Source organism: Salinivibrio kushneri (assembly GCF_027286325.1).
Lineage (GTDB): Bacteria > Pseudomonadota > Gammaproteobacteria > Enterobacterales > Vibrionaceae > Salinivibrio > Salinivibrio kushneri_A.
Genome location: NZ_CP114588.1, coordinates 295,686 through 320,789, shown reverse-complemented (window position 1 = coordinate 320,789; position 25,104 = coordinate 295,686). Strand labels below are relative to the sequence as shown.

Below are 25,104 nucleotides of genomic sequence, written 5' to 3'. Positions count from 1 at the left end.
TTTGGTCGTTGAAATAAGGAAAGGTGTACAGCCTCTATGAAACCCACGCTTCAGCTTAAGCTTGGACAACAACTCGCAATGACACCGCAGTTACAACAGGCGATCCGTCTGTTGCAACTGTCGACGCTGGACTTGCAACAGGAAATCCAAGAAGCGTTGGAAAGCAATCCGCTGTTGGAGCATGACGAAGGCCAAGAGCAAGAGGCCAATCAGCGCGAGCAACCCCATGATCAAGACGCGGGCGCACAAGAAACCGCGACCGCCAGTGCGGACACCATGGAAACGTCTGACGCATTTGAAAAAAACGAAATGCCGGACGATCTCCCCGTCGATACCACTTGGGATCACTTATACTCTGCCGGCACAGGCAATACGGGCGTCGGGGCGAGCGGTTACGATGACCAACCGGTTTATCAAGGCGAAACCACCCAAACGCTTTACGACTACTTGAAATGGCAGCTCGAGCTCACGCCCTTCTCCGAAAACGATCAGGTGATTGCGATGGCGATCATTGATGCAGTGGACGACCAAGGTTACCTGTCAGTGAGCACCGAAGAGATCTTAGATAGCTTAGGCAGCGAAGAGATTGAGCTCGACGAAGTCGAGGCCGTGCTTAAACGTGTGCAACATTTTGATCCTCTAGGCGTCGCCTCTCGCTCACTGCAAGAATGTTTAATGCTGCAACTGGCGACATACGATGCCGATACCCCGTGGCTTGAGGAAGCGCGGAAGGTGCTGACCGAGCACATGGACTTACTCGCCAACCGTGATTATCGCCAGTTAATGCGTGAAACCCGCCTGAAAGAGCCTGAGCTTAAATCCGTGATGCAGTTGATCCATAGCCTCGAGCCACGCCCAGGCAACCTCATTGTGACCAATGAGGCCGAATACGTGGTGCCTGATGTCTCCGTGTTTAAACATCAAGGTCAGTGGGTGGTCCAAATTAACCCCGATAGCGTGCCCAAGCTCAAAGTGAACGAGCAGTACGCCGCTTATGGCCGTAATGGCTGTAGCCCCTCTGATAGCCAATTTATTCGCTCACACTTGCAAGAGGCCAAATGGCTAATTAAAAGTTTGGAGAGCCGTAATGACACTTTGCTGAAGGTCGCACGCTGTATTGTCGAACATCAGCACGACTTCTTTGAGTACGGGGAAGAGGCGATGAAGCCGATGGTGCTTAACGACATCGCCTTGGATGTCGATATGCATGAGTCAACCATTTCCCGTGTCACCACGCAAAAGTTCATGCATACGCCGCGCGGTATTTTCGAGCTGAAATACTTTTTCTCTAGCCACGTCAGTACCGACAATGGCGGCGAGTGCTCATCCACAGCGATTCGCGCACTGATCAAAAAATTGGTCGCTGACGAGCCGGCTAACAAGCCGCTTAGCGACAGTAAGATTGCCACATTGCTGGCCGAGCAAGGCATTAAAGTTGCACGACGGACCATTGCTAAGTACCGAGAGTCACTGGGTATTGCGCCGTCAAACCAGCGTAAGCGTCTGCTATAGGCGCCTCAACAGAAGGAAAGTGTGTATGCAAATCAATCTGACCGGACAGTCTGTCGACGTCACGCCACCACTACGCGAGTATGTGGAGACCAAGTTTGCTAAACTCGAGCGCTTTTTCGAGCACATTAATAATGTCCATGTTGTACTGAATGTCCAAAAGCTCGACCAGATTGCAGAAGCAACGCTCCACGTGAACAACGGGGAGATCCATGCAAAAGCACAATCGCATGATATGTATGCGGCCATCGATGGGCTGACCGATAAGCTGGTCAAGCAACTGAGTAAACACAAAGAAAAGCTCAAACAGCACTAAGCTATGGAACTGAAAGAAGTACTGTCAGTGGACTGCACCCGCAGTGCCGTCCACTGCTCTAGCAAGAAACGCGCCCTGGAAATTATCAGCCAGGTTGCTGCGGACAAGCTAGGCACCAACGCACAAACTTTGTTTGAATGCATGCTAAGCCGCGAAAAGCTGGGCACCACCGGCATTGGGGCAGGCATTGCCATTCCCCATGGCCGCACCCTCGACAGCCAACATGCCGTGGGCGTGCTGCTACAATGCGCCGAGCCGATTGAGTTTGATGCCGTCGACAAACGACCCGTTGATCTGCTTTTCGCGCTGCTAGTACCGGACGAACAGTGCAAAGTACACCTGCAAACCCTGTCTGCGATTGCCGAGAAGCTGAATGACAAAAAGCTGTGTCGTCAACTACGAAATGCCAATTCAGACCAAGAACTGTACAATATCATTACTCAATAATGGGCAACGCTGACGGGAGCGAACTATGATGCTAAAAATTGTCAGTGGCCGTTCCGGCTCAGGAAAATCAGTGGCGTTGCGGGTACTGGAGGATCTTGGCTACTATTGCGTCGATAATCTGCCCGTCAACTTACTGCGTGACTTTGTGGTCTCGCAAGACGATGCCGACGCCAAAATTGCGGTCAGTCTCGATATTCGCAATCTTCCTAACGCTAAAGAGCCAGTTGCCGACACCTTGGCGGCGCTACGCGAAATCTGCGATGTCACTGTGTACTATTTAGATGCAGACGATAAAGATCTGATTAAACGTTTCAGCGAAACCCGTCGGTTGCATCCCCTCACTCGACACAACCTCTCGTTAGAGCAGGCCATACAGGCTGAGAAGCAGCAAATGGCGCCGATTAAAGAGCACGCTGATCGGGTGATTAACACCACGGGCTTATCGATTCACGACTTAAGTGAGTCTGTCCGTTCACTGGTACTGGGGCGCACAAGTAGCGACTTGGTGATGGTGTTTGAATCGTTCGGCTTTAAGCATGGTTTACCGGCCGATGCCGATTATGTGTTTGATGTGCGCTTTCTCCCCAACCCACACTGGGAGCCCGCGCTTCGCCCTCATACAGGGCTCGAGAAGCCCGTGCGTATGTTTCTCGCCGCCCAACCTGATGTGGCCATGTTAGTGGCGCAAATAAAAGGCTTCCTCGAGTCGTGGCTTCCTGCACTTAAGAATAACAATCGTAGCTATGTGACTGTGGCCATTGGCTGTACCGGGGGAAAACATCGCTCTGTCTATGTGGCGCAGTATCTGTCGGATTACTTCCAAGAGCTGGGCGAGCAAGTGCAAACGCGTCACCGTACCTTGGAGCAAAAACAGTGACCTCGGTATCGGCTCAAGTGTGCATTCGCAACCGTTTAGGCTTGCATGCACGCGCCGCCATCAAGCTGGTTGAACTGGTGCAAGCGTATGATGCCGATGTGGTGCTGCAAAGCGCGGATAAATCCGCCACCGCTGACAGTGTGATGGCAATGCTGATGCTGGAATCCGCGCAAGGTGAAACCATTACCGTGTCAGCCACCGGTCCACAAGCATCACCTGCCCTCGATGCCGTGAAAGCATTATTTGAAGCCGGCTTCGACGAAGACAGCTAACGCCTCCGCAACCACTGCGCTGACCAGCGCGGTGAATGGTGCTAAATCCCGTCTATCACCGATTTGTCATGCGACAGACTCCCCTGATTAGGTTAGAATTTTAGTCATTGCATTTGGGGGAGTGGCCGATGGCAGAAACATTAGAACAAGAACAAAGTAACCTAACCCACCAACGGCTCCAAGAAGTCACTCAATTGCTTGAGCAAGGCATGTTTGTGCGCGTACGCCGTATGCTCGAGGACATGGAGCCAGAAGACACGGCTCATCTTTTAGAGGCCTCTCCACCGAAAGGACGCCTGGTACTTTGGCAGCTCACCGACCCGGAAGATCAAGGTGAGATCCTTGATGAGCTCTCAGAAGATGTGAAAGACGGCATCATGGTTCGCATGGCCCCTGATCAGCTCGCGGCAGCGACAGAGGGAATGGAAACCGATGATGTGGCCTACTTGCTGCGTAGCCTACCGCAAGACGTTTCCCAAGACGTACTGGCGGAAATGGATGCCCAAGACCGGACGCGGGTACAGCAAGCCCTGTCTTACCCCGAGGAGTCTGCTGGCGGGATCATGAACACTGACGTCATCACCATTCGTGATGATGTGACCGTGGATGTGGTATTACGCTACTTACGGATGCGCGGTGAGTTACCCGACACCACAGATACGCTGTATGTGATCGACCCAAACGGCCGCTTGATTGGTAATTTGCCGATCAGTGCCCTGTTGGTGAATCAACCGGACACTGATATCGCTGACATTATGGATGCGCCGGATGAGGCGATCAGCGTCACCATGGATGACGGTGATGTCGCCAGCCTGTTTGAACGCCGTAATTGGGTCTCAGCCCCCGTGGTGGATGAGCACAACCACTTGGTCGGTCGAATCACCATTGATGATGTGGTCGACATTATTCGTGAAGATGCTGAGCACTCGATGATGAGCATGGCCGGCCTCGATGACGAGGAAGACACCTTTGCCCCCGCGTTTAAAAGTGCGCGTCGCCGCAGTATTTGGCTGGGGATCAACGTGCTGGCAGCGTTAACCGCGGCCTCGGTCTCCAACATGTTTGAAGGCACCTTGGATAAAATGGCAGCCATCGCGGTGTTGATGACCATTGTCCCCTCAATGGGCGGTGTGGCCGGTAACCAGACCGTTGCCTTGGTGATTCGCGGCCTGGCCGTTGGCCATATTGGTGACTCCAACACCCGCTGGCTGCTGGCCAAGGAAGCCACCGTTGGCATGATTAACGGCCTAGTCTGGTCGATGATCATTGGCGGTGTCGTGGTGTTATGGAAAGGCAGCCTTGAGCTGGGCTTGATCATCTCAGGGGCGATGATGGTCAACTTGTTTGTCGCGGGTATTGCTGGGGTGGCGATCCCCACGCTACTGAAAAAATACAATATTGATCCGGCATTGGCCGGTGGGATGGCGCTCACCACGGTCACCGATGTGGTCGGTCTGCTCGCCTTCTTGGGGCTGGCTACCTTGTTTATCACTTAGCAGTGACAACCACGGTGTGTGTGCACCTGCCACGACACACAAGAAACAAAAAGGCGAGCCATCTGGCTCGCCTTTCTCATTGGATAGTTTGAAACCGAGTCATTACTCGTCCAAGAAGCTACGCAATGTCTCAGAGCGGCTTGGATGACGTAACTTACGTAGCGCTTTCGCCTCAATCTGACGAATACGCTCACGGGTCACATCAAACTGCTTACCCACTTCTTCTAGGGTATGGTCGGTATTCATCTCGATACCAAAGCGCATACGCAGTACTTTCGCTTCACGCGGGGTCAGACCGGCCAACACGTCATTGGTTGCCATCTTGAGGTTATTCGACGTTGCCGAATCCATCGGTAGCTCCAAGGTAGTGTCCTCGATAAAATCACCCAGATGTGAATCTTCATCATCACCAATTGGGGTTTCCATCGAGATCGGCTCTTTAGCGATCTTCAACACCTTGCGAATTTTATCTTCCGGCATCAACATCCGCTCAGCCAGCTCTTCAGGTAACGGCTCTCGGCCCATTTCCTGCAGCATTTGACGCGAAATGCGATTGAGTTTGTTGATGGTCTCAATCATGTGGACCGGAATACGGATGGTTCGAGCTTGGTCCGCAATCGAGCGCGTGATTGCCTGACGGATCCACCAGGTCGCGTAGGTTGAGAACTTGTAACCACGGCGATATTCAAACTTATCCACCGCTTTCATCAAGCCAATGTTACCTTCCTGGATAAGATCCAAGAACTGCAAGCCACGGTTGGTGTACTTCTTGGCAATCGAGATCACCAAGCGCAAGTTGGCCTCAACCATTTCTTTTTTCGCACGGCGTGCTTTCGCTTCACCGATAGACATACGACGGCTGATATCTTTGATCCGTTCAACCGACAAGCCTGTCTCTTCTTCGATGATCTTCAGCTTTTGCACACAACGACGAAGATCTTCTTCGTAACGCGCCACGCGCTCTGCGTAAGGCTTGCCAGAGTTCAGCGCTTCGTCAATCCATGCATCCGATGACTCATTGCCGGCAAACAGTTGGACGAAGGTTTTCTTCGGCATTTTGGCCTGATCGACACAAAGACGCATCACCAAACGCTCTTGGGTACGCACTTTGTCCATCGTTTGACGCATGTCATTAACCAAGCGGTCAAACTGTTTCGGGATCAGACGGAACTGCTTAAATGTCTCTGACAGCGCATCGATCGACTCTTTAGTACGCTCATCATAACGACCGTACTGCTGGATCGCGCCTTCCATTGCCGCATAGGTGCGACGAAGTTCGCTGAACTTCTCACGCGCCAACTCAGGATCGATACCAACATCTTCATCACTCTCATCGTCTTCGTCGGTATCGTCTTTGTCTTCGTCCTCATCATCTTCGTCTTCAAGCTCTTTTTCACTGAGCTCGGAGCCGATATGAGTCGCGGTAGGTGCCACGTCATCCTGGTTCGGATCGATAAAGCCTGAAATAATGTCGGTTAAGCGAAGCTCTTCGGCTTCCACTTTATCGAACTGGTCTAACAGCGATGCAATCGAGGCCGGATATTCTGCCACTGAGCATTGCACCTGGTTGATACCATCTTCGATACGCTTGGCGATATCGATCTCACCCTCTCGGGTCAGTAGCTCAACCGTCCCCATTTCACGCATGTACATGCGAACGGGATCCGTGGTGCGCCCAATTTCACTCTCCACGCTAGAAAGTGCTGCCGCCGCCGCTTCGGCTGCGTCTTCGTCGGCCACGGTTTCTGACATCATCAATTCATCGGCATCTGGCGCGGCTTCCACCACTTGAATGCCCATGTCATTGATCATCTGAATGATGTCTTCTATTTGGTCGGAATCGACAATGTCTTCCGGGAGGTGGTCATTAACTTCGGCATAGGTCAGATAGCCTTGCTCCTTGCCTTTTGCGACAAGCAACTTCAGCTGTGACTGCGGATTTTGATCCATAGACGATATCCAACTTCGGGTCTGAGTGAAGAATTTAGTATGCGGAAACGCAAACCGCCAATTTTAACAAATGTCACCTTTGCTGGCTACTTTCTAAACGGACTGGCTCTGTATCAGTAGCATCAGTTCCCGCTTCTCTTCGACTGATAAGCCGACGGTATTTGACTTCGCTTGCAACTTGGCTATTTGTTGTTCGACACACTGGGCGAGTATTTTATCCAGTGAATCGCAAAAAAGTTCTGACGCATTTTCATCGTCAACATGTAGATCCCAGCCAGCCAAGCGGGCTAGCAAGGGCTCTTGTTTCGTTCCCCGCCAGCGCTCAAGCAACTGACCGGTAGTGATATGGGGGCGCTGTCGACAAATCTCAAGGATCGGGTTTAACAACGCTAACCCAGGTAAATCAATGGTGTCGGCCGAGGGCAACAGCGGTACTTCTTGGCCGAGTTTAGGGTACTGCACGAGTAGCGCAATCACCTCACGCATCGGTGTACGCTTGATATCTGGCTGGCCATGGACTTTCACCGGCTGTCCCTGACGACGAATCAAGGTATCCAGCTGATGGTCATCCATAATCCCGAGCTTCTGACCTAAGGTATTACGCAAATAAAGACGGAGCGTATCACCCGGCACTTTTTCAATCAGTGGCACCGCCAAGTTGGCCAGTTTGGCTTTGCCCTCTTGGCTACTGGTATCCACCTGCTTGAGCAAGGTGTTAAACATAAAGGTCGATAAACTTTGCGCTTCGCCAAGACGCTGCTCAAACCCTTCTTTGCCTTCTTGGCGGATGATCGAGTCAGGGTCGTCACCGTCGGGTAAAAACATAAATTTTAACTGCCGGCCATCTTGGATATAAGGCAACGCTTGCTCCATAGCCCGCCAAGCAGCATCACGCCCAGCCCTATCGCCATCGTAGCAACACAGTATAGTACCGGTTTGCCGGAAAAGGGTTTGAATGTGCTCCCCCGTGGTCGAGGTGCCCAAAGAGGCCACCGCATAATCCACGCCAAATTGCGCCAACGCGACCACGTCCATGTACCCTTCTACCACGAGTATACGCTCTGGATGACGATAGCGTTGCATCACCTCATACAAGCCGTATAGTTCACGCCCTTTATGGAAAATCGGCGTTTCTGGCGAGTTGAGGTATTTGGGCGTGCCATCACCTAATACGCGCCCGCCAAAACCAATTACTCGCCCACGGCGATCACGGATGGGGAACATCACGCGGCCACGGAACCTGTCGTAGCTATGACCGTTATCGTTCTCAATCAGCATACCCGCGGTCAGTAACTGACGAATATCCGCCTGATTGCGACCAAAGCGGCGTTTAATGGTGTCCCATTTATCTGGGACAAAACCAATACCAAACTGTTTGACCACTTCTCCGGATAGGCCACGCTGTTTGAGGTAATCAATGGCCACTTGCCCGGCTTCAGTGCGTAGTTCGCCACTGTAGGTACGGGCAATGGCTTCCATCATCTCGTAGATCTGACGCTTGTCATCACTAGGCATACTAGGACGCGTGTTGCCGCTTCCTGTTTGCTCACGAGGTACCTCTAAACCTAGCGTGCCAGCAAGCTCTTCGATCGCATCAGGAAATTCGAGTCGCTCGAACTCCATCACAAAGTCAATGGCATTGCCGTGCACACCACACCCGAAGCAGTGATAAAACTGCTTGTCTTGGCTTACACTAAATGAAGGCGTCTTTTCGTTATGGAAAGGGCAACAGGCACTGTAGTTTTTGCCTTTTTTCTTAAGCTTGACCCGTGCATCAATGATCTCAACGATGTCGAGACGTGAAAGCAAGTCATCTATGAATGCGCGCGGGATTCTGCCTGCCATAACCTGAAATTTATAGGGAGAGAAGCAAACAAGCCGCGCCGTCCAAAATAGGAAAGCACGGCTTGTTATAGAGTGGGAAAAGGTTAGCCTAGGTGTGCTTTAACACGTTGACTTACTTTTCCCATATCAGCACGACCTTGAACTTGGGGTTTTAATATCCCCATCACTTTGCCCATGTCTTGCATTGACGATGCACCGGATTTTTCAACCGCTGCTTTCACCAATGCATCGACCTCGTCATCGCTTAGAGGTTGGGGTAGAAATTCTTCTATCACCGCAATCTCGGCAAGCTCTGTCTCGGCAAGATCATCACGACCGGCTGCTTGGTACTGGGCTACGGAATCACGGCGCTGCTTCACATTTTTGGTCAGCACAGCCAAGATATCCTCGTCGCTGAGCGACTGGCGGGTATCCACTTCTTGCTGTTTAATGGCTGCCAAAACAAGGCGGAGCGTCCCTAGACGCGCCTTGTCTTTTTGTTTCATCGCCGTTTTTTGGGCGTCTTTTAAACGTTCAAGCAATTCCATAGCACCTTCCTGAATCTGTCTTTATTAGTACAGACGTACGCGGCGTTGGTTTTCGCGTGCCAACTTCTTCAGGTGACGCTTCTGAGCGGCAGCTTTAGCGCGTTTGCGAACGGTAGTTGGCTTTTCAAAGTGCTCGCGACGGCGAACTTCAGAAAGAATACCTGCTTTTTCACAAGAGCGCTTAAAGCGACGCAGTGCTACGTCAAATGGTTCGTTTTCACGTACTTTAACTACTGGCATGTGCCTTTCACCTCGGGGGTTGTCAGTTACTGCTGGCGAACAATTGGCCAGCCTTGATTAAAAATGGTGCGAAATTCTAATCCGAATAGGGGGCGATTGTAAAGCGCATCTGGCGAATTACTTCTAAGCCATGTAAGATTGCGCGCACGGTCAGCCTGCGCTGACACTGTCTTCTTCGCTTTGGTCATCACATTATACGTGGGCAATGACTGTAAGCACTCGATCTATCGGCTGTTATTCTGAGGTTATGATGCGCATTCTAGGCATAGAGACATCTTGTGACGAAACCGGCGTCGCCATCTACGACGACCACGCAGGCCTTTTGTCACATAAACTTTACAGCCAGGTTAAGCTTCACGCCGATTATGGTGGTGTGGTGCCTGAACTTGCCTCGCGTGATCATGTTAAGAAAACCTTGCCGCTGATTAAAGAGGCCATGGCTGAGGCAAACCTCACTCCCGCCCAGATTGACGGTATTGCCTATACCGCTGGTCCGGGGTTGGTCGGTGCCCTGCTTGTGGGCTCAACCATTGGTCGAAGTCTGGCCTATGCTTGGCAAGTCCCCGCTGTGGGCGTTCACCATATGGAAGGCCACCTTCTCGCCCCGATGCTTGAGGACAATCCTCCACCGTTTCCGTTTATCGCTCTGTTAGTCTCCGGTGGCCACACACAATTGGTCGAAGTAAAAGGCATTGGCCAATACCGCATTCTTGGCGAGTCAATTGATGACGCCGCCGGTGAGGCGTTTGATAAAACCGCCAAGCTGATGGGACTTGACTATCCGGGAGGGCCCTTGCTGTCTAAACTGGCAGAAAACGGGACCCACGGCCGTTTTACCTTTCCACGCCCGATGACTGACCGTCCCGGTTTAGACTTTAGCTTCTCAGGGTTAAAAACCTTTGCCGCTAATACCATTGCCGCCAATGACACCAACGAACAAACCCGCGCTGATATTGCCTATGCGTTTCAAGATGCTGTGGTCGATACCCTGGCTATCAAGTGTAAGCGTGCGCTCGACCAATGCGGTCTTAATCGCTTAGTGGTCGCTGGCGGCGTGAGCGCCAACCGTCATTTACGGGAAAAGCTGGAGACGCTGACGCAAAAGCGCGGCGGCGATGTGTTCTATCCTCGCCCTGAGTTTTGTACCGATAATGGCGCGATGATCGCTTATGCGGGCATGCAGCGGCTTAAAAATGGCGAACACATGGGTTTAGGTGTAAAAGCGCAGCCGCGTTGGCCACTCGACACCCTTGTCGCGGTCGAGAGCGACGACTAACCATTCGTCAAACCAGACACAAAAAGGCAGCCTAGTGCTGCCTTTTTTGCTGTTAATGTGCCAGCGTATAACCAGCCTCTCTGTCGCTAACGTCGCCACCAACCGAGAAGCACCGGTTTTTCGTCGCCATCCAATAAGCGCCGGATATTGTCGTAGTGACGAAACAAAATCAAACACGAAAGCATGGCGACGGGCATGGTAAATTGCGGCTTTATCCACCAGGTAAATAGCGGGGCGACGATCGCTGTCACGATGGCACTGAGTGACGAGTAGCCCGTCAACACAAGTACCAGCCCCCAGGTCGCCACCAGCAGGCCAGTTAAGCTCAAACCAATCGGCGCCATCGCGCCAAGTGCGGTCGCCACCCCTTTACCGCCACGGAAATGGAAAAAGACCGGATAAATATGTCCAAGACAGGCGGCAATCGCGATAAGCCCCAGTAGAAATGGGTTAATGCCAATCAGGTAGCTTAGCCAAACGGGGATCATCCCTTTCAGCATGTCACACAGCAGCACCCATGCCGCGGCAAAGCGCCCACCGAGGCGATAAACGTTAGTCGCACCTGGGTTTTTCGACCCCTGGTCTCTTGGGTCTGGCAAGCCAAACGCACGACAAACCAGCACGGCACTGGACACAGAGCCAAGTAAATAGGCAGCGATGATGATGGCAATGGCCAGTGCAGTCATGTGAAATCCCTAGAGTTTGTGCCGCATTCGTTGCTATAGTGCGCCAACGTTCATCGATAAACCTATCATGGATCGGAACGCATTGCGTATCCATCTGTCAATGAACTCGTCCAATAATACGAACTTTCTTACCACAGTGGTATCCGACCTGTCACGGAGTGTGAAAAAACATGGATTCCGTATTCATAGAGCAACTCGACGTGTACACCACTATCGGTGTCTACGATTGGGAACAGACCATCCAGCAAAAGCTGGTGTTCGATATTGAAATGGCGCACGATAATCAACCCGCTGCCCAGCAAGATGACGTGGCGCTAGCGCTTGATTATGCCAGTATCAGTGAGGCGGTTATCGCCCATGTACAAGCCAGCCGCTGTGCGTTAATCGAGCGTGTGGCTGAAGAGGTTGCCCACTTAATTCAAACCCAGTTTGGCGTCCGTTGGATTAAAGTGCGGGTGGCGAAACCAGGCGCGGTCGCTCAGGCCAAGAATGTAGGTGTAGTCATAGAGCGAGGCATACGGTGACACAAGCATTACTTAGTATTGGCTCTAATATTGAGCGAGATATTCATATCGAACAAGCCGTTAAAGCATTGCGTCAACTCGACCCACACTGTCGATTTTCCCGTATTTTTGAAGCCGAACCGGTGGGATTCGACGGCCCCAATTTTTATAACCTTATTGCCGAGCTTCACACCTCGCTTTCGTTGCAGGACTTTTGGCAAGCCGTTCGTGACGTTGAATCGCAACAAGGCCGAGAACGCAACGATCCTAAATGTCGCGATCGCACCATTGACATCGATTTACTCACGTTTGGCGAACACTGCCAAGCCAAAGGGCCTATGTTGCCTCGAGACGATATCTACAAATTTGCCTTTACCCTTTGGCCACTCGCCGAGCTCTGCCCTGACCAAGCCATTCCCGGTGATGGCCGTACCTTCGCCCAGCTTTGGCAGGCCTTTGATCAAGACCAACCACTGTGGCCGATTGAGACGCCGACTTATTTGAAGGATATTTAAGCATTATGAGCCTCTTTGAAGCCTTTTTTTTGGCCTTGATTCAAGGGTTAACCGAGTTTCTTCCTATTTCCAGTTCCGCACACCTTATCCTGCCTTCTCAGCTTTTTGGCTGGGCGGACCAAGGCCTCGCCTTTGATGTTGCTGTACATGTCGGCACACTGGCCGCGGTGGTGGGGTATTTTCGCCGTGAAGTGTGGAATCTCCTTAAAGCCTTTTTCGCCTCGCTCAAAGGCCAGCACAGCCCGGATAGTCAGTTGGCATGGATGATCGTGTTAGCCACCATTCCAGCGTGTGTAGCCGGTTTGTTTTTAAAAGACGTGATTGAGCTTTATCTGCGCGCAGCCTGGGTGATCGCGGCGACGACACTGATTTTTGGTGGCTTATTATGGTGGGCCGATCGCAACGCGACACAGACGTGCGATGAATATCGTACTACTCCTTATCGCGCTGTTTTGATCGGGCTGGCGCAAGCACTTGCTTTAATCCCTGGCACATCGCGTTCGGGGGCCACCATTACCGCAGCATTAATGCTCGGTTACACGCGCGAAGCCGCGGCACGGTTTTCGTTTTTGATGTCGATTCCTATCATCACACTCGCTGGCTCCTACCTGGGGCTGCAATTGGCGACCAGCCCAGAGCCGGTGGCCATGGGTGCGATCGGTGTGGGCCTATTGGTGTCGTTTGTCAGTGCTTACGCATGTATTCACGCCTTTTTAAAGCTAGTGACACGGGTAGGCATGCTTCCGTTCGTGATTTACCGCTTGGTGTTGGGAGCCCTGTTACTGGTGTTTATCACCGGATAAAAAAACACCAAGCACGGAACGCGTGCTTGGTGGTCTCATACCGCGGGATTGATGGGCGACCGAGGCGTTACTCCCCCGCGATTTTCATCGCATCAATGATCACTGAACCAGTTTGAATTTGGCTTCTCGTCTCGATATCAGTGCCAATCGCGACAATGTTCGCGAACATCTCGTTGAGATTACCGGCAATGGTGATCCCACTCACCGGGTATTGGATCTCGCCGTTTTCCACCCAAAAACCTGCCGCACCGCGCGAGTAATCGCCAGTCACCGGGTTCACCCCTTGTCCCATCAACTCCGTCACCAATAATCCCGTGCCTAATGTTTTTAGCATGGCATCGGCATCTTGGCCGGTGTGACTAACGTACCAGTTGTGAATGCCGCCAGCATGGCCGGTGGGTTCCATATCCAATTTGCGTGCCGCGTAACTGGTGGCGAGATAGGTATTTAAAACACCCTTTTCAATGATGCGTCTGTCTTGCGTGATCACCCCTTCACTATCAAAAGGCGCACTCGCTGAGCCTTTTAGCACGTGGGGAAGTTCGTTAATGGTGAGCCAATCAGGGAAAATCTGCTCGCCTTTTTTATCCAGTAAAAAAGAAGATTGACGGTAAAGGGCTGAGCCACTGATCGCCATCACCAAATGGCCAAACAGCCCAGTCGCCACACTGCGGTCGAACATCACCGGCACTTGGCACGTCGAGACACTGCGTGGGTTAAGGCGCGCCACGGCGTGTTTGGCCGCTTCGACGCCGACAAAAGCAGGTGTCCATAAATCCGCTTTGTCTCGTGCCACCGTGTAGCTCATGTCACGCTCCATCCCCGCGTCACTTTCCGCGATCACTGAGCAGCTTAACGCTTGGCGGCTTGAAGGGTAACTGCCGAGCATGCCATGGCTGTTGCCATAGACACGGACTCCATAGTGGCTGTCATAACTGGCACCATCACTGAACTTGATTCGGCTGTCATGGCTCAGTGCCGCTTGCTCGGCTTCAATCGCCAAGGCGGCAGCAGCATCTGGCTCAGGTTCATCGGGATAGAATAAGTCCAAGTCGGGGTAGTCAAACGCCATGAGCGCTTTGGGCGCTGGGCCGCCGAAAGGATCCGGCGAGGTATAACTGGCGATCTCAAGCGCCGCTTCAACGGTTTTCGCAATCGCTTTTTCCGACAGATCGGTGGTCGATGCACTGCCTTTTCGCTGATCCCGGTAAACGGTGATCCCAAGGGCACCATCTTGATTGAACTCTACATTCTCAACTTCGCCCATTCGCGAGCTCACGCTGATGCCGGTACTTTTGGTAATCGCCACTTCCGCCTGGTCACTCTTGGCCGAGGCCATGTCGAGCGCACGGCTGACAGCTTGACGAAGTTGCTGTTCTTGCTCGGCGACTTGTTGTTTCACACTCATAGTTGACCTTTTTGATTCGCATTCAAGTTCGACACACGTCGCGGTGCGAGCCTATGATAAAAAAGCCCGCGTTTGGGCGCGTTTCTTGTTAACATACGTGTCATTGCACATTCTCACTGAGGTTGAACATGGGCCGTAAAAATAAACCCGCTCCCTGGGAGGAAGAGGAAGAGATCATCTGGGTCAGCAAGTCCGAGATGAAACGCGATATGCTTGCCTTGCAAGAACTTGGCGAAGCGCTGGTCAAGCTTAAACCAGCCGTGTTAGAGAAATTCCCGCTCGACGATGACTTGCTCAGCGCCATTACCGACGCACAACGCTTGAAAAACGAAGCGCGCCGCCGTCAACTGCAATATGTTGGCAAGTTAATGCGCTCTCGCGATCCTGAACCGATTCAGGCTGCGCTTGATAAATTGCAAAACAAGCACGCGCAGCAAACGGTTGAGCTCCACAAGCTTGAGCAACTCCGTGACCGCATTATTGACCAAGGCGACAGTGCGATCAGCGATGTGCTTTTGCAGTACCCTGATGCCGATCGTCAACGCTTACGCCAGTTGGCGCGCCAGGCCAAAAAAGAGCAACAGCAAAGTAAGCCGCCCAAGGCCTACCGCGAGATTTTCCAGTATCTCAAAAGCTTTTACGACCAAAGCTTATAACATCAAACGCCAGTGCCTCGCACTGGCGTCCTTGGTTACGATTCAGTCCCGCCGACTGTCATCGCATCCAGCTTCAATGTCGGCTGTCCAACCCCGACAGGGACACTCTGTCCCGCTTTGCCACACACACCCACACCAGGGTCAATGGCCAAATCATTCCCCACCATCGAGACTTGCTGCATCGCTTCGATACCGCTGCCAATTAAGGTCGCGCCTTTCACTGGGGTGGTGATTTCACCGTTCTCAATTAAATACGCTTCTGAGGTGGAGAACACAAACTTGCCCGAGGTGATATCGACTTGACCACCGCCAAAGTTTGGCGCATATAAGCCACGCTCCACACTCGCAATCATCGACGCTGGCGAGCTTTCACCGCCGAGCATGTAAGTGTTGGTCATCCGCGGCATCGGCAGGTGCGCATACGACTCACGACGGCCATTGCCAGTGGGCGCAACGCCCATCAAACTGGCATTGTGCTTGTCTTGCATATAGCCTTTGAGCACCCCGTTTTCGATTAACACATTGTACTGACCTGGGACCCCTTCATCATCGATACTCAGTGAGCCGCGACGATCATTCATGGTGCCATCATCGACGATGGTGCACAGCGAGGAGGTTACCTGTTCGCCAAGGCTACCGGTAAACACCGAAGACTCTTTACGGTTAAAGTCCCCTTCAAGGCCATGGCCCACCGCTTCATGTAAGAGTACGCCCGGCCAACCCGCACCCAGTACCACGGGCATGGTGCCGGCCGGTGCCGCCTCGGCGCGCAAGTTGACCAGTGCTAAACGAATCGCTTCATCGGCAAATTGCAGCGCGCGTGACTTACCCGCATCCTCTTGCAAGAATACGTCATAGCCATAACGGCCACCGCCCCCCGCGCTGCCGCGTTCGCGGCGTCCGTCTTGTTCAACCAACACAGAGACAGACAAGCGAACCAGTGGGCGAATATCGGCGCCATAGGTGCCATCAGTGGCGGCCACCAGCACTTGCTCATAAAGGCCATTCAAGCTGGCATTCACCTCTTTCACTCGAGGCTCTTTGGCACGGATATAGCTGTCTATTTCTTTGAGTAGGGCGATCTTTTGCTCGCGCGTTAAGCTCGCAAGCGGATCCGTCGGGCCATAATACGGTTTGGCCTGTACCGCTGAAAAAGCACTCACTTTGCCATGCCCACCTGCTGGGGCAATGCCGCGTGCGGCAGTGGCACTTTGCATCAAGGCGTCCGGGGTGAGCTGATCCGAGTAAGCAAATCCGGTTTTTTCACCGATGATCGCTCTCACACCGACCCCGCGGTCGATATTAAATGAACCATCTTTAATGATGCTGTCTTCCAAGGCTAAAGATTCGTGCCATGTGGATTGGAAGAAAATATCGCCATAGTCAATCTGGCGACCGCTCAGGTGCGCCAACGTCGCATGCAGTTGCGACTCACTCACGCCCGCCGGGCGCAGCAAGGTTTCTTCGACCTGTTCCAGACTCATTCGTTTACTCTTGGTTGTGGCTGCCGAACCGACAGCCGAGAAAAAAGATAACGCGCCGAGGGTGCGCTATTTCAATTGGCTTTGCAACCGGGTATGAGACAGTACGGGCATCTTATGCCGAATGGATTCCCCTACGCTTAAATCAAGTTCCGCCCAAGTCACACCGGGTTCACTGCCCAACGAGGCGACCACTTGCCCCCATGGGTCAATGATCATTGAGTGCCCCCAAGTTTGGCGCCCTTTGCTGTGCTCCCCGCACTGACCGGCAGCGATCACCCAGCATTGGGTTTCTATTGCACGTGCCCGCAATAAGGTTTCCCAATGTGCTTGACCGGTTACCCGAGTAAAGGCCGCCGGCACAGTAATGATATCGGCTCCTTGCGCGCGTAAGGCTTGGTACATAGGCGCGAAGCGGACATCGTAGCAAATACTTAATCCAAGACAGCCAAACGGCGTATCCAATGTTGCGAGACGGTCACCGGCATCAAAATAGTCTGACTCACAGTAACGACCATGCGCATCAGCCACTTCCACATCAAATAGATGCAATTTGTCATAGCTGCCGCGTAAGTGCCCAGCGTTATCGAACACTAAGCTGGTACTGCTTAACATGCCGTTGTCATTTTGAATCGGAAACGCCCCCACGATCAGCCAAAGATCATAATGGTGAGCCAGCTCGGCAAGCTGCTGTTGTAAAGGCCCATGACCCAACCGTTCAGCATGGCGCTGATAATCCTGCTTACCGCCAAACACCAGGGCATTTTCGGGGGTAAGGACCAGCTTAACGCCTTGTTCACTCAAGCGATGTAAACTGGCTTGCAATGTCTTCATGTTGTGGATGGGATCAGCGCTGGATGTCATTTGGACAACACCTGCTTTCATCATGCTCACTCCTTGGCGTTTTCTGCTTGTTGGCGCAATCGCTCCGTCGCATCAGCTGGCAGTGCTAATGCCTCTTTGTCGCGCGACACTTCCCTGATATCTGGCGTCCCTATTGGCCCGCTCACTTGGTAACGGACTTGGGTGAATACATCGACCACGGGAGAGATGGCCGTGGTAACGGCTAATACATACAGCGCCGTTTGCGGCGTCACCGCAAACGCACTAAGAACAGGGATCCCTGAGGTAATATCCGGCGTAAACCGCACATCGGCGTTCACACGGTTGGTCACCAAATTGGCAATCCCTTTAATAACCATATCACCGGCTATCCCATCCATGCGGATATTATCCGTCACAACCACGCCATTTGTGATCACCGCCCGCCCGGTAATGTCATCAAAGGCCAAACCATCTTCAAACACACCGGAGAAATCGAGCTGGATTTTACGCAAGATAGAATCAAGGCTGAACAGCCCCAATAGTTTACCGGCGCCTCCTACCCCACTTAAATAGCCATCTTTAACATCCGAGCGAATGTCACCATTAAGGCTCGCAATATCGACCTTCCAAGGCAGGCCAGCATAATCTAACGAGGCTTGAGTCGAAAAACTGGCGTCTTGGATCCCGCCACTGATGCCAAACCGCCCCATTAAATCTGAGGTGCTTTCGCCTCCCAAGGCTATGGTCAACGCGGTTTGATTGTAGCCTTGCTCGTCAATCAGCCAATGGCCGCTGATTGACGCGTGGTTTTTCCCACTCTCTAGCGTCAGGGAAGAAAGATCGACTTGTGAGGGTTTCTTATCGAGTACCGCCTCGATGCGCCCAAGCCGATACCCTTGCAACCACAGATCCTCAATCACTAAGTGTGTCGGCGGAATGGCAGCGAGCAAGGCTTTATCCTCGGGGGTGGCTCGTGTGTCCACGGGCTCAAACAAGGGCGAGTCATCCGTTTCACCCTCCTCTGCCAACTGGCGATTAATATGCCACTGATCAATCGCGACATTCAGCCTTCCTTGTGTCGGCCAGTTGGCTTGTCCACTAAGCTCTCGACTGCCCATTAACACCTCCCAACCCTCGGCTTTGTGTCGCGCCGCTAACGACACATCATGAAACGCTAAAGGGTCGGCACTGACCGTATCAATCTTGGCGTTAATCCGGCGCGGCATTGGTAAAGCGGGATACTGGTCACTTCCACTCGGCCAAGATTGACTCACCCGCTGCCAAACACGCTTCCAAGCCGCGACATCAAGTTGCTTAAGGTGCAGGTCCGCGCGGTGACCACGGGTTGCGAGCAAGGTGTTAGTTTGCGTGCCAATTTGCCATTGGCTCGCGGTAAACTGGGGGCGACGACCCTGGGTGTTGATGCGGGCTTGATAACTCACACTAGGCAGCGCCACACGTCCGGTCAAGCCTTCGCTGTTGCCACTGGCTTCAATGCGTGCGTGGCCCTTTTGCCAACGTGGCTTACTAAGCGGTGCGGGCAACGTCGACTGTAGCGGTGTGGTATCGACATCCACACCAAGCTGATAATCAAAACCGGTGTCATTTAAGGTCAAGTCAAGCCCAGCTTGCCAACGTGCGCCCCCACCCAAATAGGCCTTGAGGGGTAGCGAGAGCGTGTCCAGTAATGGCACCACATCCCAATCGGCGTCTATACCCAGATCAAGCTGATAGCCGGACGCCACGGTTTCACCGGTAAATTGGAGGCTGATGGGTTGCCCTAACCATTGTGCTTGCATCGACTGCGTAGTGAGGGTGTCGTCGCTAAAGGCCAGCTCGCCGGATAAGTTATCCAGTTGCATGGCCGGAGCCTGAATCGATACCTGGTTGCCGGTAAAGCGGACTTTGCCCTCGGCATGAGGTTGCTCACCATTGAGCGGGATGTCGAGTCCTAGGTTAGCATTAACCAGCCCATCGACTTGCACATGGGTCAAGGCCGCGCCAACGGTATCGACTAACGGTGTCGCCAGCATGTATTGACGGACAGCCGATCCGGTCGCGGCCAGTGACGCGTTAATATCCAGGTAGCTATCCGGCTGGGTCATATCGGCAATCTCAGCCTGCACGTGGCGACTGACAGCGTCCCCCAAACGCACATGCTCACCCTCAATCGCTAAGCGCGCGTTTTCAAACAATAAGGTCGCATCCAGCTCCGTTAAGGTTGGCCAGGCGGTATTAAAGCTAAACGCCCCGCCGCGAAGTGGCACCATGGCTTGGAAAATACCGCTGTGATCCTGGTAAGGAAACGCATCGAGGGCACCAAACCAAAGAATTTCACTGTCTTTGGCCCGTCCGGCTTGAATGGCGCGAGAAAGGTAATCGGTTAATGAGTCAGGCAATGCTCGGGTGGGAAGATAGCGCCATGTTTGTCCCGCATCCGATACATCGGCTTGCACGTACAACGCCAAAAAAGGCGCACCTTGTGACGGAATATCCAGACGAAACGCGCCTGAGCCTTGCACGTCTGCCCCCTTGACCACTGCCTGCTCACTCCATACTGACAAGCCTTGCTTGTTTTGCTGCCAGTTGAGGGTCAACGCACCGTGCTCAAGCGGGAGCGGCGCTTGAAAAAAGTCGCCGTAAGGCAGAGATTGTGCCCCCAGCGCCAGCTCTGCTTGGCCTTGTCGGCCTTGCCCCGAGATCATCGCGCTCAGGCCTTGGAACGCTGGCAGGTAGCCCCAGCGCTTGGCCGAGATCGCCTCCAGGGTCGCTTGATAACGTAACGGGGAGTCAGGTGCTTTGCTCAGCGCTAAAGAACGGATCTGACCTGATGGGGACAACGCAGCCGCCACACGGTGCTGTTGCGCTGATTGACTGGCAAGCCCAAGCAAAGGACGTAAAGAGGCAATATCGACGTTGGCTGCATTGAGACGCCAGTTGTCCAACGCCCCCTGCCAAGATAGCTGTGACAGCGCAGCTTGGGTGGTCGCACCCGCTTGTACCCATAGCCCATCAGAGTCAACCCGCCAGCGTTGATCATCCATCGCTCGCAACTGGATGTGGCTGTCTTTAATGGCCCATTGTTTGGCTTGATTGTCACCGTCTTGCCAAGCGAGTGCGAAGTTATCAATCGATAGCAAGCCGTTGTCGACATGCCCTTGCTCCACCCTCACCCAGGCTTTTGCGTCTAAACGCGCGGTGTTGATGGTGGCGGACGGCGTGAGTTGTTGAGTCAGCCAAGGAGCAATATCCATCGCCTCACTGGCCAAATAAAAGTCTCCCGTTAGCGTACTCAAGCCGTCGGTTTCACGGAAAGCCGCGTTGACTCGCACCTTGTCTAGTTGCGTGCCTTGCATGCCAAGCCTGGCTTGTACCTGGTGCTCACCTTGGTTATTGCGCCAAAACAAGTCACTGATCACCAGTGTCTGCGCTTCTAGCGAAGGGGTTACCAGGATCACCTTGGCATTGGGGATCGAAAATTGTCCCAACCGCGCCAAGAATAAGTCTTCTAGCCGCTCGCGAACGCCCGCTCGGGTGTTTTTATCCGGTAGTTGACCGGTATCGAACACCAAGCCGTCGAGTGTGACATGGGAAAAAACGGGCTGGCGCCGAATCAGGCTGGCAGAGACATCCAATTGCAAACTGATTGCATGAGCGGTTAACAGCGGGGGACCGTTGTCGCTAGTGGCTAGCGCGACGTTTTCAAGTTGCAGTGACGGTGTCAGATTGCGCCACTGGCCGGCAATACCATCCAGTTGCGCACTAAAGCCAGTTTGCTCCGACACCCACTGTCTCAGCGGGGCTTGCAAGATCTCCATATTGGGCAATAGAAAGCGCAAACCGCCGATTAGCAGGGCGGTTATCACTATCAAACTGATGACGCTGACCGTTAGCCAGCGCATACCCCTTCTCACCCAGGTCATGGATTACATCATTACTACGTCAAACTGTTCTTGCGTGTATAAAGGCTCGGATTTCACTTTCACTTGCTTACCAATAAACACTTCCAACTCCGCCACAAGGTGCGAGTCTTCTTCTGCCAATGCCTCAATCACCGCAGGAGCCGCGTACACCACAAACTTATCCGCTTCATAAATGCGGTTAACGCGAGTAATTTCACGTAGCACTTCGTAGCAGACAGTTTCCACGGTTTTGACCGAACCTCGCCCATCACAGGTTGGACAGCCACCACACAGCACATGTTCAATACTTTCTCGCGTGCGTTTACGTGTCATTTCCACCAGCCCTAACTGAGTAAAACCATTGATATTGGTTTTGACCCTGTCTTGGCTCAGTGCCTGCTCGAGCGAATGCAAGACGCGGCGTCGGTGTTCATCGGTACTCATATCGATAAAGTCGATAATGATGATCCCACCCAAATTTCTCAGCCGCAATTGACGAGCGATCGCACGCGTAGCCTCAATGTTGGTATTAAAAATCGTCTCATCCAGGTTCCGCCGCCCAACAAATGCACCGGTGTTGATATCAATGGTGGTCATCGCTTCCGTCTGATCGATGATCAGGTAGCCACCCGATTTGAGCTGGACTTTGCGCTCTAACGAGCGTTGGATTTCATTTTCGGTGTCGTACATGTCAAAGATCGGCACTTGTCCGTCGTAGTACACCAATTTATCGGCCAGCTCAGGCACAAACTCTGACGTGAACTCTTGCAGCTTTTCATAGGCAATCTTGGAATCGACCCGGATCAAATCCAACTCGGTCCCGACAAAGTCACGCACAATGCGCTGAGCCAATGCCAGCTCACCGTACAACATGGATTTGGCTTGATAACGCGTGCGGCGCTCTAACACCTTATTCCACAAACGTTTTAAAAAGGCGGCATCTTGCGCCATTTCATTGTCTGTTGCCCCTTCAGCAGCGGTGCGAATAATAAAGCCACCGAGCTCGTCGCAATAGTCACTGACGATGCTTTTTAGTCGCTTACGTTCGTCTTCACTTTCAATACGTTGTGATACCCCAACATGGGCGGCACCTGGCATGAAAACCAAGTAACGCGAAGGCAAGGTAATATCGGTGGTGAGACGCGCGCCTTTGGTGCCCAGCGGATCTTTGACCACTTGCACCACAATATCTTGTCCTTGGCGAACCAGCTCGGAGATATCGCGCACTTGGAATTGTTGCTTCTCATTTTCCGAGACACACTCGGTATGGGGAACAATATCTGAGGCATGTAAAAACGCCGCTTTCTCTAAGCCAATATCGACAAAGGCTGCCTGCATACCAGGCAACACACGACTGACTTTGCCTTTGTAGATATTGCCTACAATGCCACGCTTTGCTTCACGTTCGATATGGATTTCTTGGAGGTTGCCCCCCTCAATCATCGCCACCCTCGTCTCGCTAGGGGTGACGTTTATTAGCAGTTCCGCACTCATGGTTTCCCCGAATCTCTCAAAAGTGGGGCCTAGCGACAGATATGCGCTCAGACCGAAAATTGTTTGAGCAGCTGCTCGGTTTCATACAGTGGCAAACCAACCACGGCGTGATAGCTTCCATCAATTCGAGTGACAAATTTACCGCCCAGCCCCTGAATCGCATAGGCGCCGGCCTTATCAACTGGCTCACCCGATTGCCAATAAGCCTCAATCTGCTCATCACTGAGCGTACAAAACCACACTTTGGTGGTCACAACAGTGGTGATCTGCTTCATAGCATTGGCGACAGTCACTGCCGTCATCACCTGGTGCTCTCTTCCAGAGAGTTGCTGAAGCATTCGGGTCGCCTCCGCTTTATCACGCGGCTTTTCGAGGACCTGCTCGCCGTCAACCACAATGGTATCGGCACCGAGCACCGGGGTATGGCCACCTGTTTGCCCGACCCCAGCCCGTGCCTTGTCTTGTGATAAACGTGACACATAGGCGTAAGGCGACTCGCCAGGCTGCTGTTGCTCCTCCACATCCACCACCACGCGGGCGAAATTCACCCCCATACCAGTGAGTAGTTCGTGACGTCGAGGTGACCCCGAGGCCAGGTATAAATCACAGCTCATGATACCTCTTTACGATTAGTGCGTTAGCGAATGGCAAAGCGACGGCGTAAACGGCGCAATAACAGAAAGATCCAAGGCCAGAGTATAAAGTTAAGCACACCCGCCCAAAGCTGCTCAGGGTTAAACTGTACGTTAGACACCAAGTACTCCGCCCAGAACTCGATCAATTTTCCCGCCAAGGTCAGTAATGCCAACAAGAGTGCCTGCTGCCAATACGACATGTTGCGTAACAATTGAAAGTTCAGCGCCACGATGTAAACCAAAATCGCCATCATCAAGCCGCGCACCCCAAGGGTCGACCCTAACATCAGATCCCACAACAGGCCGAGTACTAGCGCGGTACCGACATTGACCCGATGAGGTAATGCCAGCACCCAATAAAAAGTAACCAGTAATACCCAAGAAGGGCGAAAGGGGGCGAGTTCCCCCGGCCAAGGAGCGGCTTGTAAAATCAGCGCAATGATAAAAGAGAGCCAAATTACAAACTGGCCGCGAAATGTCACATTTGCCATTACGGCGATTCTCCCTCGGCATCGGACGATGGTGCGGTGTCAGGTGATGGTGCAGTGTCTGATGACGGCTGCGCGACAGGCTGGTCCGGGCGCGCGTTCTCGCCCTTTTCAGGGGTTGGCCACACCAAAAGCAGATAACGCAGACGATCAAACTTCACCGCTGTGGTGGCGCGTACTTGCGCAAATGGGCGCTTATTATCAAACGAAAATTCCGTCACCGTACCAACCGGGTAGCCTTCAGGAAAGACTCCGCCCAGACCTGAGGTGACTAACTTGTCACCCACTTTAATGTCCGTGCTGCTAGGAATATTGTCTAAGCCAATGTAGTGGGCCGACCCGCGCCCAGACGCAATCACTCGTATGTCATTACGCATGACCTGAACAGGAATGGCATGGGTTGGATCGGTGAGCAGCAGCACTCGGCTGTTGTGGGCACCCACATACGCAATTTGGCCAACCACACCGTGCTCGTTGATCACCGGTTGCCCTTCATAAACCCCATTGGTCCGCCCTTTGTCTAGCATGACTTGATGTTTATAAGGATCCGAGTCAACGGCCATCACTTCGGCGACCATCTTCCGTTCATCCCGAATGAACGACGAGCCCAGTAGCTCGCGTAGACGCTGGTTTTCGCGCTCTGTCTGCGCTAAAAGAAGCTGATCACTTTCCAGTTGTAACACCTGCTTTCGCAATGCTCGGTTCTCTGCCACTAAACGTTGGTGAGAACGAAACTGCATCACCAGTTCGTCTAAGGTGTCGCGCGGAACGTTGGACGCATATTGTAACGGCGCCACCAGCGTGTTTAGGAAATAACGCACCCCAGCGAACGCATCAAGACGACTATCAGCCAGCATAAGGCTGACTGATAGTAAAAGAGCGAAAAACAGGCGCAATTGCAGAGACGGACCTCTGCCAAACATAGGTTTCATAATGAAAACGACCTGTTTGTA

The 25,104-nt window shown here is 52.8% G+C and carries 24 protein-coding genes; 11 read left to right on the top strand and 13 right to left on the bottom strand.

The genetic code is table 11. The features are described 5' to 3' along the window. The first annotated feature begins 36 nt into the window (after nucleotides 1-36). The 6 genes from N8M53_RS01615 (at nucleotide 37) to mgtE (ending at nucleotide 4,917) form a co-directional block, all read left to right on the top strand. Nucleotides 37-1,512, top strand: a complete 1,476-nt coding sequence (locus N8M53_RS01615) for an RNA polymerase factor sigma-54 (RefSeq protein ID WP_269579237.1) — start codon at nucleotides 37-39, stop codon at nucleotides 1,510-1,512. A gap of 25 nt (nucleotides 1,513-1,537) precedes the next feature. Next, a complete protein-coding gene (hpf, locus tag N8M53_RS01610) occupies nucleotides 1,538-1,825 on the top strand; it encodes a ribosome hibernation promoting factor (protein ID WP_046073909.1) in 288 nt (95 codons plus the stop codon). A gap of 3 nt (nucleotides 1,826-1,828) precedes the next feature. Continuing rightward, nucleotides 1,829-2,272, top strand: a complete 444-nt coding sequence (gene ptsN, locus N8M53_RS01605; protein WP_046073908.1) for a PTS IIA-like nitrogen regulatory protein PtsN — start codon at nucleotides 1,829-1,831, stop codon at nucleotides 2,270-2,272. Nucleotides 2,273-2,297: 25 nt separating this feature from the next. Continuing rightward, nucleotides 2,298-3,149 (top strand): RNase adapter RapZ, encoded by an 852-nt coding sequence (gene rapZ, locus N8M53_RS01600; RefSeq protein ID WP_269579236.1) that lies wholly within the window; start codon nucleotides 2,298-2,300, stop codon nucleotides 3,147-3,149. Further along, nucleotides 3,146-3,421 (top strand): HPr family phosphocarrier protein, encoded by a 276-nt coding sequence (locus N8M53_RS01595; protein WP_269579235.1) that lies wholly within the window; start codon nucleotides 3,146-3,148, stop codon nucleotides 3,419-3,421. Before rapZ ends, N8M53_RS01595 begins: the two co-directional genes overlap by 4 nt. Before the next feature lie 128 nt (nucleotides 3,422-3,549). Beyond that, nucleotides 3,550-4,917, top strand: a complete 1,368-nt coding sequence (gene mgtE / locus N8M53_RS01590) for a magnesium transporter (RefSeq protein WP_269579234.1) — start codon at nucleotides 3,550-3,552, stop codon at nucleotides 4,915-4,917. A gap of 102 nt (nucleotides 4,918-5,019) precedes the next feature. On the opposite strand, the gene rpoD is transcribed toward mgtE, so the two are convergent. From rpoD to rpsU, 4 genes are all read right to left on the bottom strand, one after another. Then, nucleotides 5,020-6,867, bottom strand: a complete 1,848-nt coding sequence (gene rpoD / locus N8M53_RS01585) for an RNA polymerase sigma factor RpoD (RefSeq protein ID WP_269579233.1) — start codon at nucleotides 6,865-6,867, stop codon at nucleotides 5,020-5,022. Between the two features lie 93 nt (nucleotides 6,868-6,960). Next, a complete protein-coding gene (dnaG, locus tag N8M53_RS01580) occupies nucleotides 6,961-8,712 on the bottom strand; it encodes a DNA primase (RefSeq protein WP_269579232.1) in 1,752 nt (583 codons plus the stop codon). An 83-nt stretch (nucleotides 8,713-8,795) separates the two neighbouring features. Beyond that, nucleotides 8,796-9,239, bottom strand: a complete 444-nt coding sequence (locus tag N8M53_RS01575; RefSeq protein ID WP_269579231.1) for a GatB/YqeY domain-containing protein — start codon at nucleotides 9,237-9,239, stop codon at nucleotides 8,796-8,798. 24 nt (nucleotides 9,240-9,263) lie between these two features. After that, nucleotides 9,264-9,479: a 30S ribosomal protein S21 gene (rpsU, locus tag N8M53_RS01570; protein WP_069588141.1), complete on the bottom strand. Its 216-nt coding sequence runs from the start codon at nucleotides 9,477-9,479 to the stop codon at nucleotides 9,264-9,266. A 250-nt stretch (nucleotides 9,480-9,729) separates the two neighbouring features. Between rpsU and tsaD the strand changes: the two genes are divergently transcribed. Next, nucleotides 9,730-10,755, top strand: a complete 1,026-nt coding sequence (gene tsaD / locus N8M53_RS01565) for a tRNA (adenosine(37)-N6)-threonylcarbamoyltransferase complex transferase subunit TsaD (RefSeq protein WP_269579959.1) — start codon at nucleotides 9,730-9,732, stop codon at nucleotides 10,753-10,755. An 86-nt stretch (nucleotides 10,756-10,841) separates the two neighbouring features. Here tsaD and plsY read toward each other — a convergent pair whose 3' ends face one another. Next, the gene (plsY, locus tag N8M53_RS01560; protein ID WP_046073899.1) at nucleotides 10,842-11,441 is read right to left on the bottom strand and encodes a glycerol-3-phosphate 1-O-acyltransferase PlsY; all 600 of its coding nucleotides are present in this window, start codon (nucleotides 11,439-11,441) and stop codon (nucleotides 10,842-10,844) included. 170 nt (nucleotides 11,442-11,611) lie between these two features. Here plsY and folB point away from each other — a divergent pair, with 170 nt between their 5' ends. The 3 genes from folB to N8M53_RS01545 are packed head-to-tail and all read left to right on the top strand — an operon-like array spanning nucleotide 11,612 to nucleotide 13,262. Beyond that, the gene (folB, locus tag N8M53_RS01555; protein WP_269579230.1) at nucleotides 11,612-11,965 is read left to right on the top strand and encodes a dihydroneopterin aldolase; all 354 of its coding nucleotides are present in this window, start codon (nucleotides 11,612-11,614) and stop codon (nucleotides 11,963-11,965) included. Further along, complete coding sequence (gene folK, locus N8M53_RS01550) at nucleotides 11,962-12,459, top strand: 2-amino-4-hydroxy-6-hydroxymethyldihydropteridine diphosphokinase (protein ID WP_269579229.1); 498 nt, start codon at nucleotides 11,962-11,964, stop codon at nucleotides 12,457-12,459. Before folB ends, folK begins: the two co-directional genes overlap by 4 nt. 5 nt (nucleotides 12,460-12,464) lie before the next feature. Continuing rightward, nucleotides 12,465-13,262: an undecaprenyl-diphosphate phosphatase gene (locus N8M53_RS01545; RefSeq protein WP_269579228.1), complete on the top strand. Its 798-nt coding sequence runs from the start codon at nucleotides 12,465-12,467 to the stop codon at nucleotides 13,260-13,262. Nucleotides 13,263-13,329: 67 nt separating this feature from the next. Here N8M53_RS01545 and pmbA read toward each other — a convergent pair whose 3' ends face one another. Continuing rightward, nucleotides 13,330-14,670: a metalloprotease PmbA gene (gene pmbA, locus N8M53_RS01540; protein WP_269579227.1), complete on the bottom strand. Its 1,341-nt coding sequence runs from the start codon at nucleotides 14,668-14,670 to the stop codon at nucleotides 13,330-13,332. A 128-nt stretch (nucleotides 14,671-14,798) separates the two neighbouring features. Between pmbA and yjgA the strand changes: the two genes are divergently transcribed. Beyond that, the gene (yjgA, locus tag N8M53_RS01535) at nucleotides 14,799-15,326 is read left to right on the top strand and encodes a ribosome biogenesis factor YjgA (RefSeq protein WP_077772675.1); all 528 of its coding nucleotides are present in this window, start codon (nucleotides 14,799-14,801) and stop codon (nucleotides 15,324-15,326) included. 35 nt (nucleotides 15,327-15,361) lie between these two features. Here the strand turns inward: yjgA and tldD are convergent, their stop codons facing one another. The 7 genes from tldD to mreC all read right to left on the bottom strand — a co-directional run bounded on the left by tldD (nucleotide 15,362) and on the right by mreC (nucleotide 25,083). After that, nucleotides 15,362-16,810 carry a metalloprotease TldD gene (gene tldD, locus N8M53_RS01530; RefSeq protein ID WP_269579226.1) on the bottom strand — a complete coding sequence of 483 codons (1,449 nt, stop codon included), beginning with the start codon at nucleotides 16,808-16,810 and terminating at the stop codon, nucleotides 15,362-15,364. Nucleotides 16,811-16,876: 66 nt separating this feature from the next. After that, a complete protein-coding gene (locus tag N8M53_RS01525; protein WP_269579225.1) occupies nucleotides 16,877-17,695 on the bottom strand; it encodes a carbon-nitrogen hydrolase family protein in 819 nt (272 codons plus the stop codon). Between the two features lie 2 nt (nucleotides 17,696-17,697). Continuing rightward, nucleotides 17,698-21,534, bottom strand: a complete 3,837-nt coding sequence (locus N8M53_RS01520; protein ID WP_269579224.1) for a YhdP family protein — start codon at nucleotides 21,532-21,534, stop codon at nucleotides 17,698-17,700. Between the two features lie 24 nt (nucleotides 21,535-21,558). Next, on the bottom strand, nucleotides 21,559-23,028 hold the full coding sequence (gene rng, locus N8M53_RS01515) for a ribonuclease G (RefSeq protein WP_077578653.1): 1,470 nt from the start codon (nucleotides 23,026-23,028) through the stop codon (nucleotides 21,559-21,561). 47 nt (nucleotides 23,029-23,075) lie between these two features. Next, nucleotides 23,076-23,642 (bottom strand): Maf family protein, encoded by a 567-nt coding sequence (locus N8M53_RS01510; RefSeq protein WP_269579223.1) that lies wholly within the window; start codon nucleotides 23,640-23,642, stop codon nucleotides 23,076-23,078. A 23-nt stretch (nucleotides 23,643-23,665) separates the two neighbouring features. Beyond that, nucleotides 23,666-24,154 (bottom strand): rod shape-determining protein MreD, encoded by a 489-nt coding sequence (mreD, locus tag N8M53_RS01505; RefSeq protein WP_046073888.1) that lies wholly within the window; start codon nucleotides 24,152-24,154, stop codon nucleotides 23,666-23,668. Next, entirely contained in the window at nucleotides 24,154-25,083 is a 930-nt protein-coding gene (mreC, locus tag N8M53_RS01500; protein WP_077578651.1) for a rod shape-determining protein MreC, read from the bottom strand. Before mreC ends, mreD begins: the two co-directional genes overlap by 1 nt. Nucleotides 25,084-25,104 lie beyond the last annotated feature (21 nt).

Excerpts from the sequence above, each read along its gene's own strand:
- tldD (WP_269579226.1), bottom strand. The coding sequence starts at position 16,810 with ATGAGTCTGGAACAGGTCGAAGAAACCTTGCTGCGCCCGGCGGGCGTG.
- ptsN (WP_046073908.1), top strand. The coding sequence starts at position 1,829 with ATGGAACTGAAAGAAGTACTGTCAGTGGACTGCACCCGCAGTGCCGTC.
- N8M53_RS01575 (WP_269579231.1), bottom strand. The coding sequence starts at position 9,239 with ATGGAATTGCTTGAACGTTTAAAAGACGCCCAAAAAACGGCGATGAAA.
- folB (WP_269579230.1), top strand. The coding sequence starts at position 11,612 with ATGGATTCCGTATTCATAGAGCAACTCGACGTGTACACCACTATCGGT.
- mreC (WP_077578651.1), bottom strand. The coding sequence starts at position 25,083 with ATGAAACCTATGTTTGGCAGAGGTCCGTCTCTGCAATTGCGCCTGTTT.
- dnaG (WP_269579232.1), bottom strand. The coding sequence starts at position 8,712 with ATGGCAGGCAGAATCCCGCGCGCATTCATAGATGACTTGCTTTCACGT.
- N8M53_RS01615 (WP_269579237.1), top strand. The coding sequence starts at position 37 with ATGAAACCCACGCTTCAGCTTAAGCTTGGACAACAACTCGCAATGACA.
- N8M53_RS01510 (WP_269579223.1), bottom strand. The coding sequence starts at position 23,642 with ATGAGCTGTGATTTATACCTGGCCTCGGGGTCACCTCGACGTCACGAA.
- rng (WP_077578653.1), bottom strand. The coding sequence starts at position 23,028 with ATGAGTGCGGAACTGCTAATAAACGTCACCCCTAGCGAGACGAGGGTG.
- yjgA (WP_077772675.1), top strand. The coding sequence starts at position 14,799 with ATGGGCCGTAAAAATAAACCCGCTCCCTGGGAGGAAGAGGAAGAGATC.
- N8M53_RS01525 (WP_269579225.1), bottom strand. The coding sequence starts at position 17,695 with ATGATGAAAGCAGGTGTTGTCCAAATGACATCCAGCGCTGATCCCATC.
- rpoD (WP_269579233.1), bottom strand. The coding sequence starts at position 6,867 with ATGGATCAAAATCCGCAGTCACAGCTGAAGTTGCTTGTCGCAAAAGGC.
- rapZ (WP_269579236.1), top strand. The coding sequence starts at position 2,298 with ATGATGCTAAAAATTGTCAGTGGCCGTTCCGGCTCAGGAAAATCAGTG.
- tsaD (WP_269579959.1), top strand. The coding sequence starts at position 9,730 with ATGCGCATTCTAGGCATAGAGACATCTTGTGACGAAACCGGCGTCGCC.
- rpsU (WP_069588141.1), bottom strand. The coding sequence starts at position 9,479 with ATGCCAGTAGTTAAAGTACGTGAAAACGAACCATTTGACGTAGCACTG.
- pmbA (WP_269579227.1), bottom strand. The coding sequence starts at position 14,670 with ATGAGTGTGAAACAACAAGTCGCCGAGCAAGAACAGCAACTTCGTCAA.
- N8M53_RS01545 (WP_269579228.1), top strand. The coding sequence starts at position 12,465 with ATGAGCCTCTTTGAAGCCTTTTTTTTGGCCTTGATTCAAGGGTTAACC.
- hpf (WP_046073909.1), top strand. The coding sequence starts at position 1,538 with ATGCAAATCAATCTGACCGGACAGTCTGTCGACGTCACGCCACCACTA.
- N8M53_RS01520 (WP_269579224.1), bottom strand. The coding sequence starts at position 21,534 with ATGCGCTGGCTAACGGTCAGCGTCATCAGTTTGATAGTGATAACCGCC.
- mgtE (WP_269579234.1), top strand. The coding sequence starts at position 3,550 with ATGGCAGAAACATTAGAACAAGAACAAAGTAACCTAACCCACCAACGG.
- plsY (WP_046073899.1), bottom strand. The coding sequence starts at position 11,441 with ATGACTGCACTGGCCATTGCCATCATCATCGCTGCCTATTTACTTGGC.
- mreD (WP_046073888.1), bottom strand. The coding sequence starts at position 24,154 with ATGGCAAATGTGACATTTCGCGGCCAGTTTGTAATTTGGCTCTCTTTT.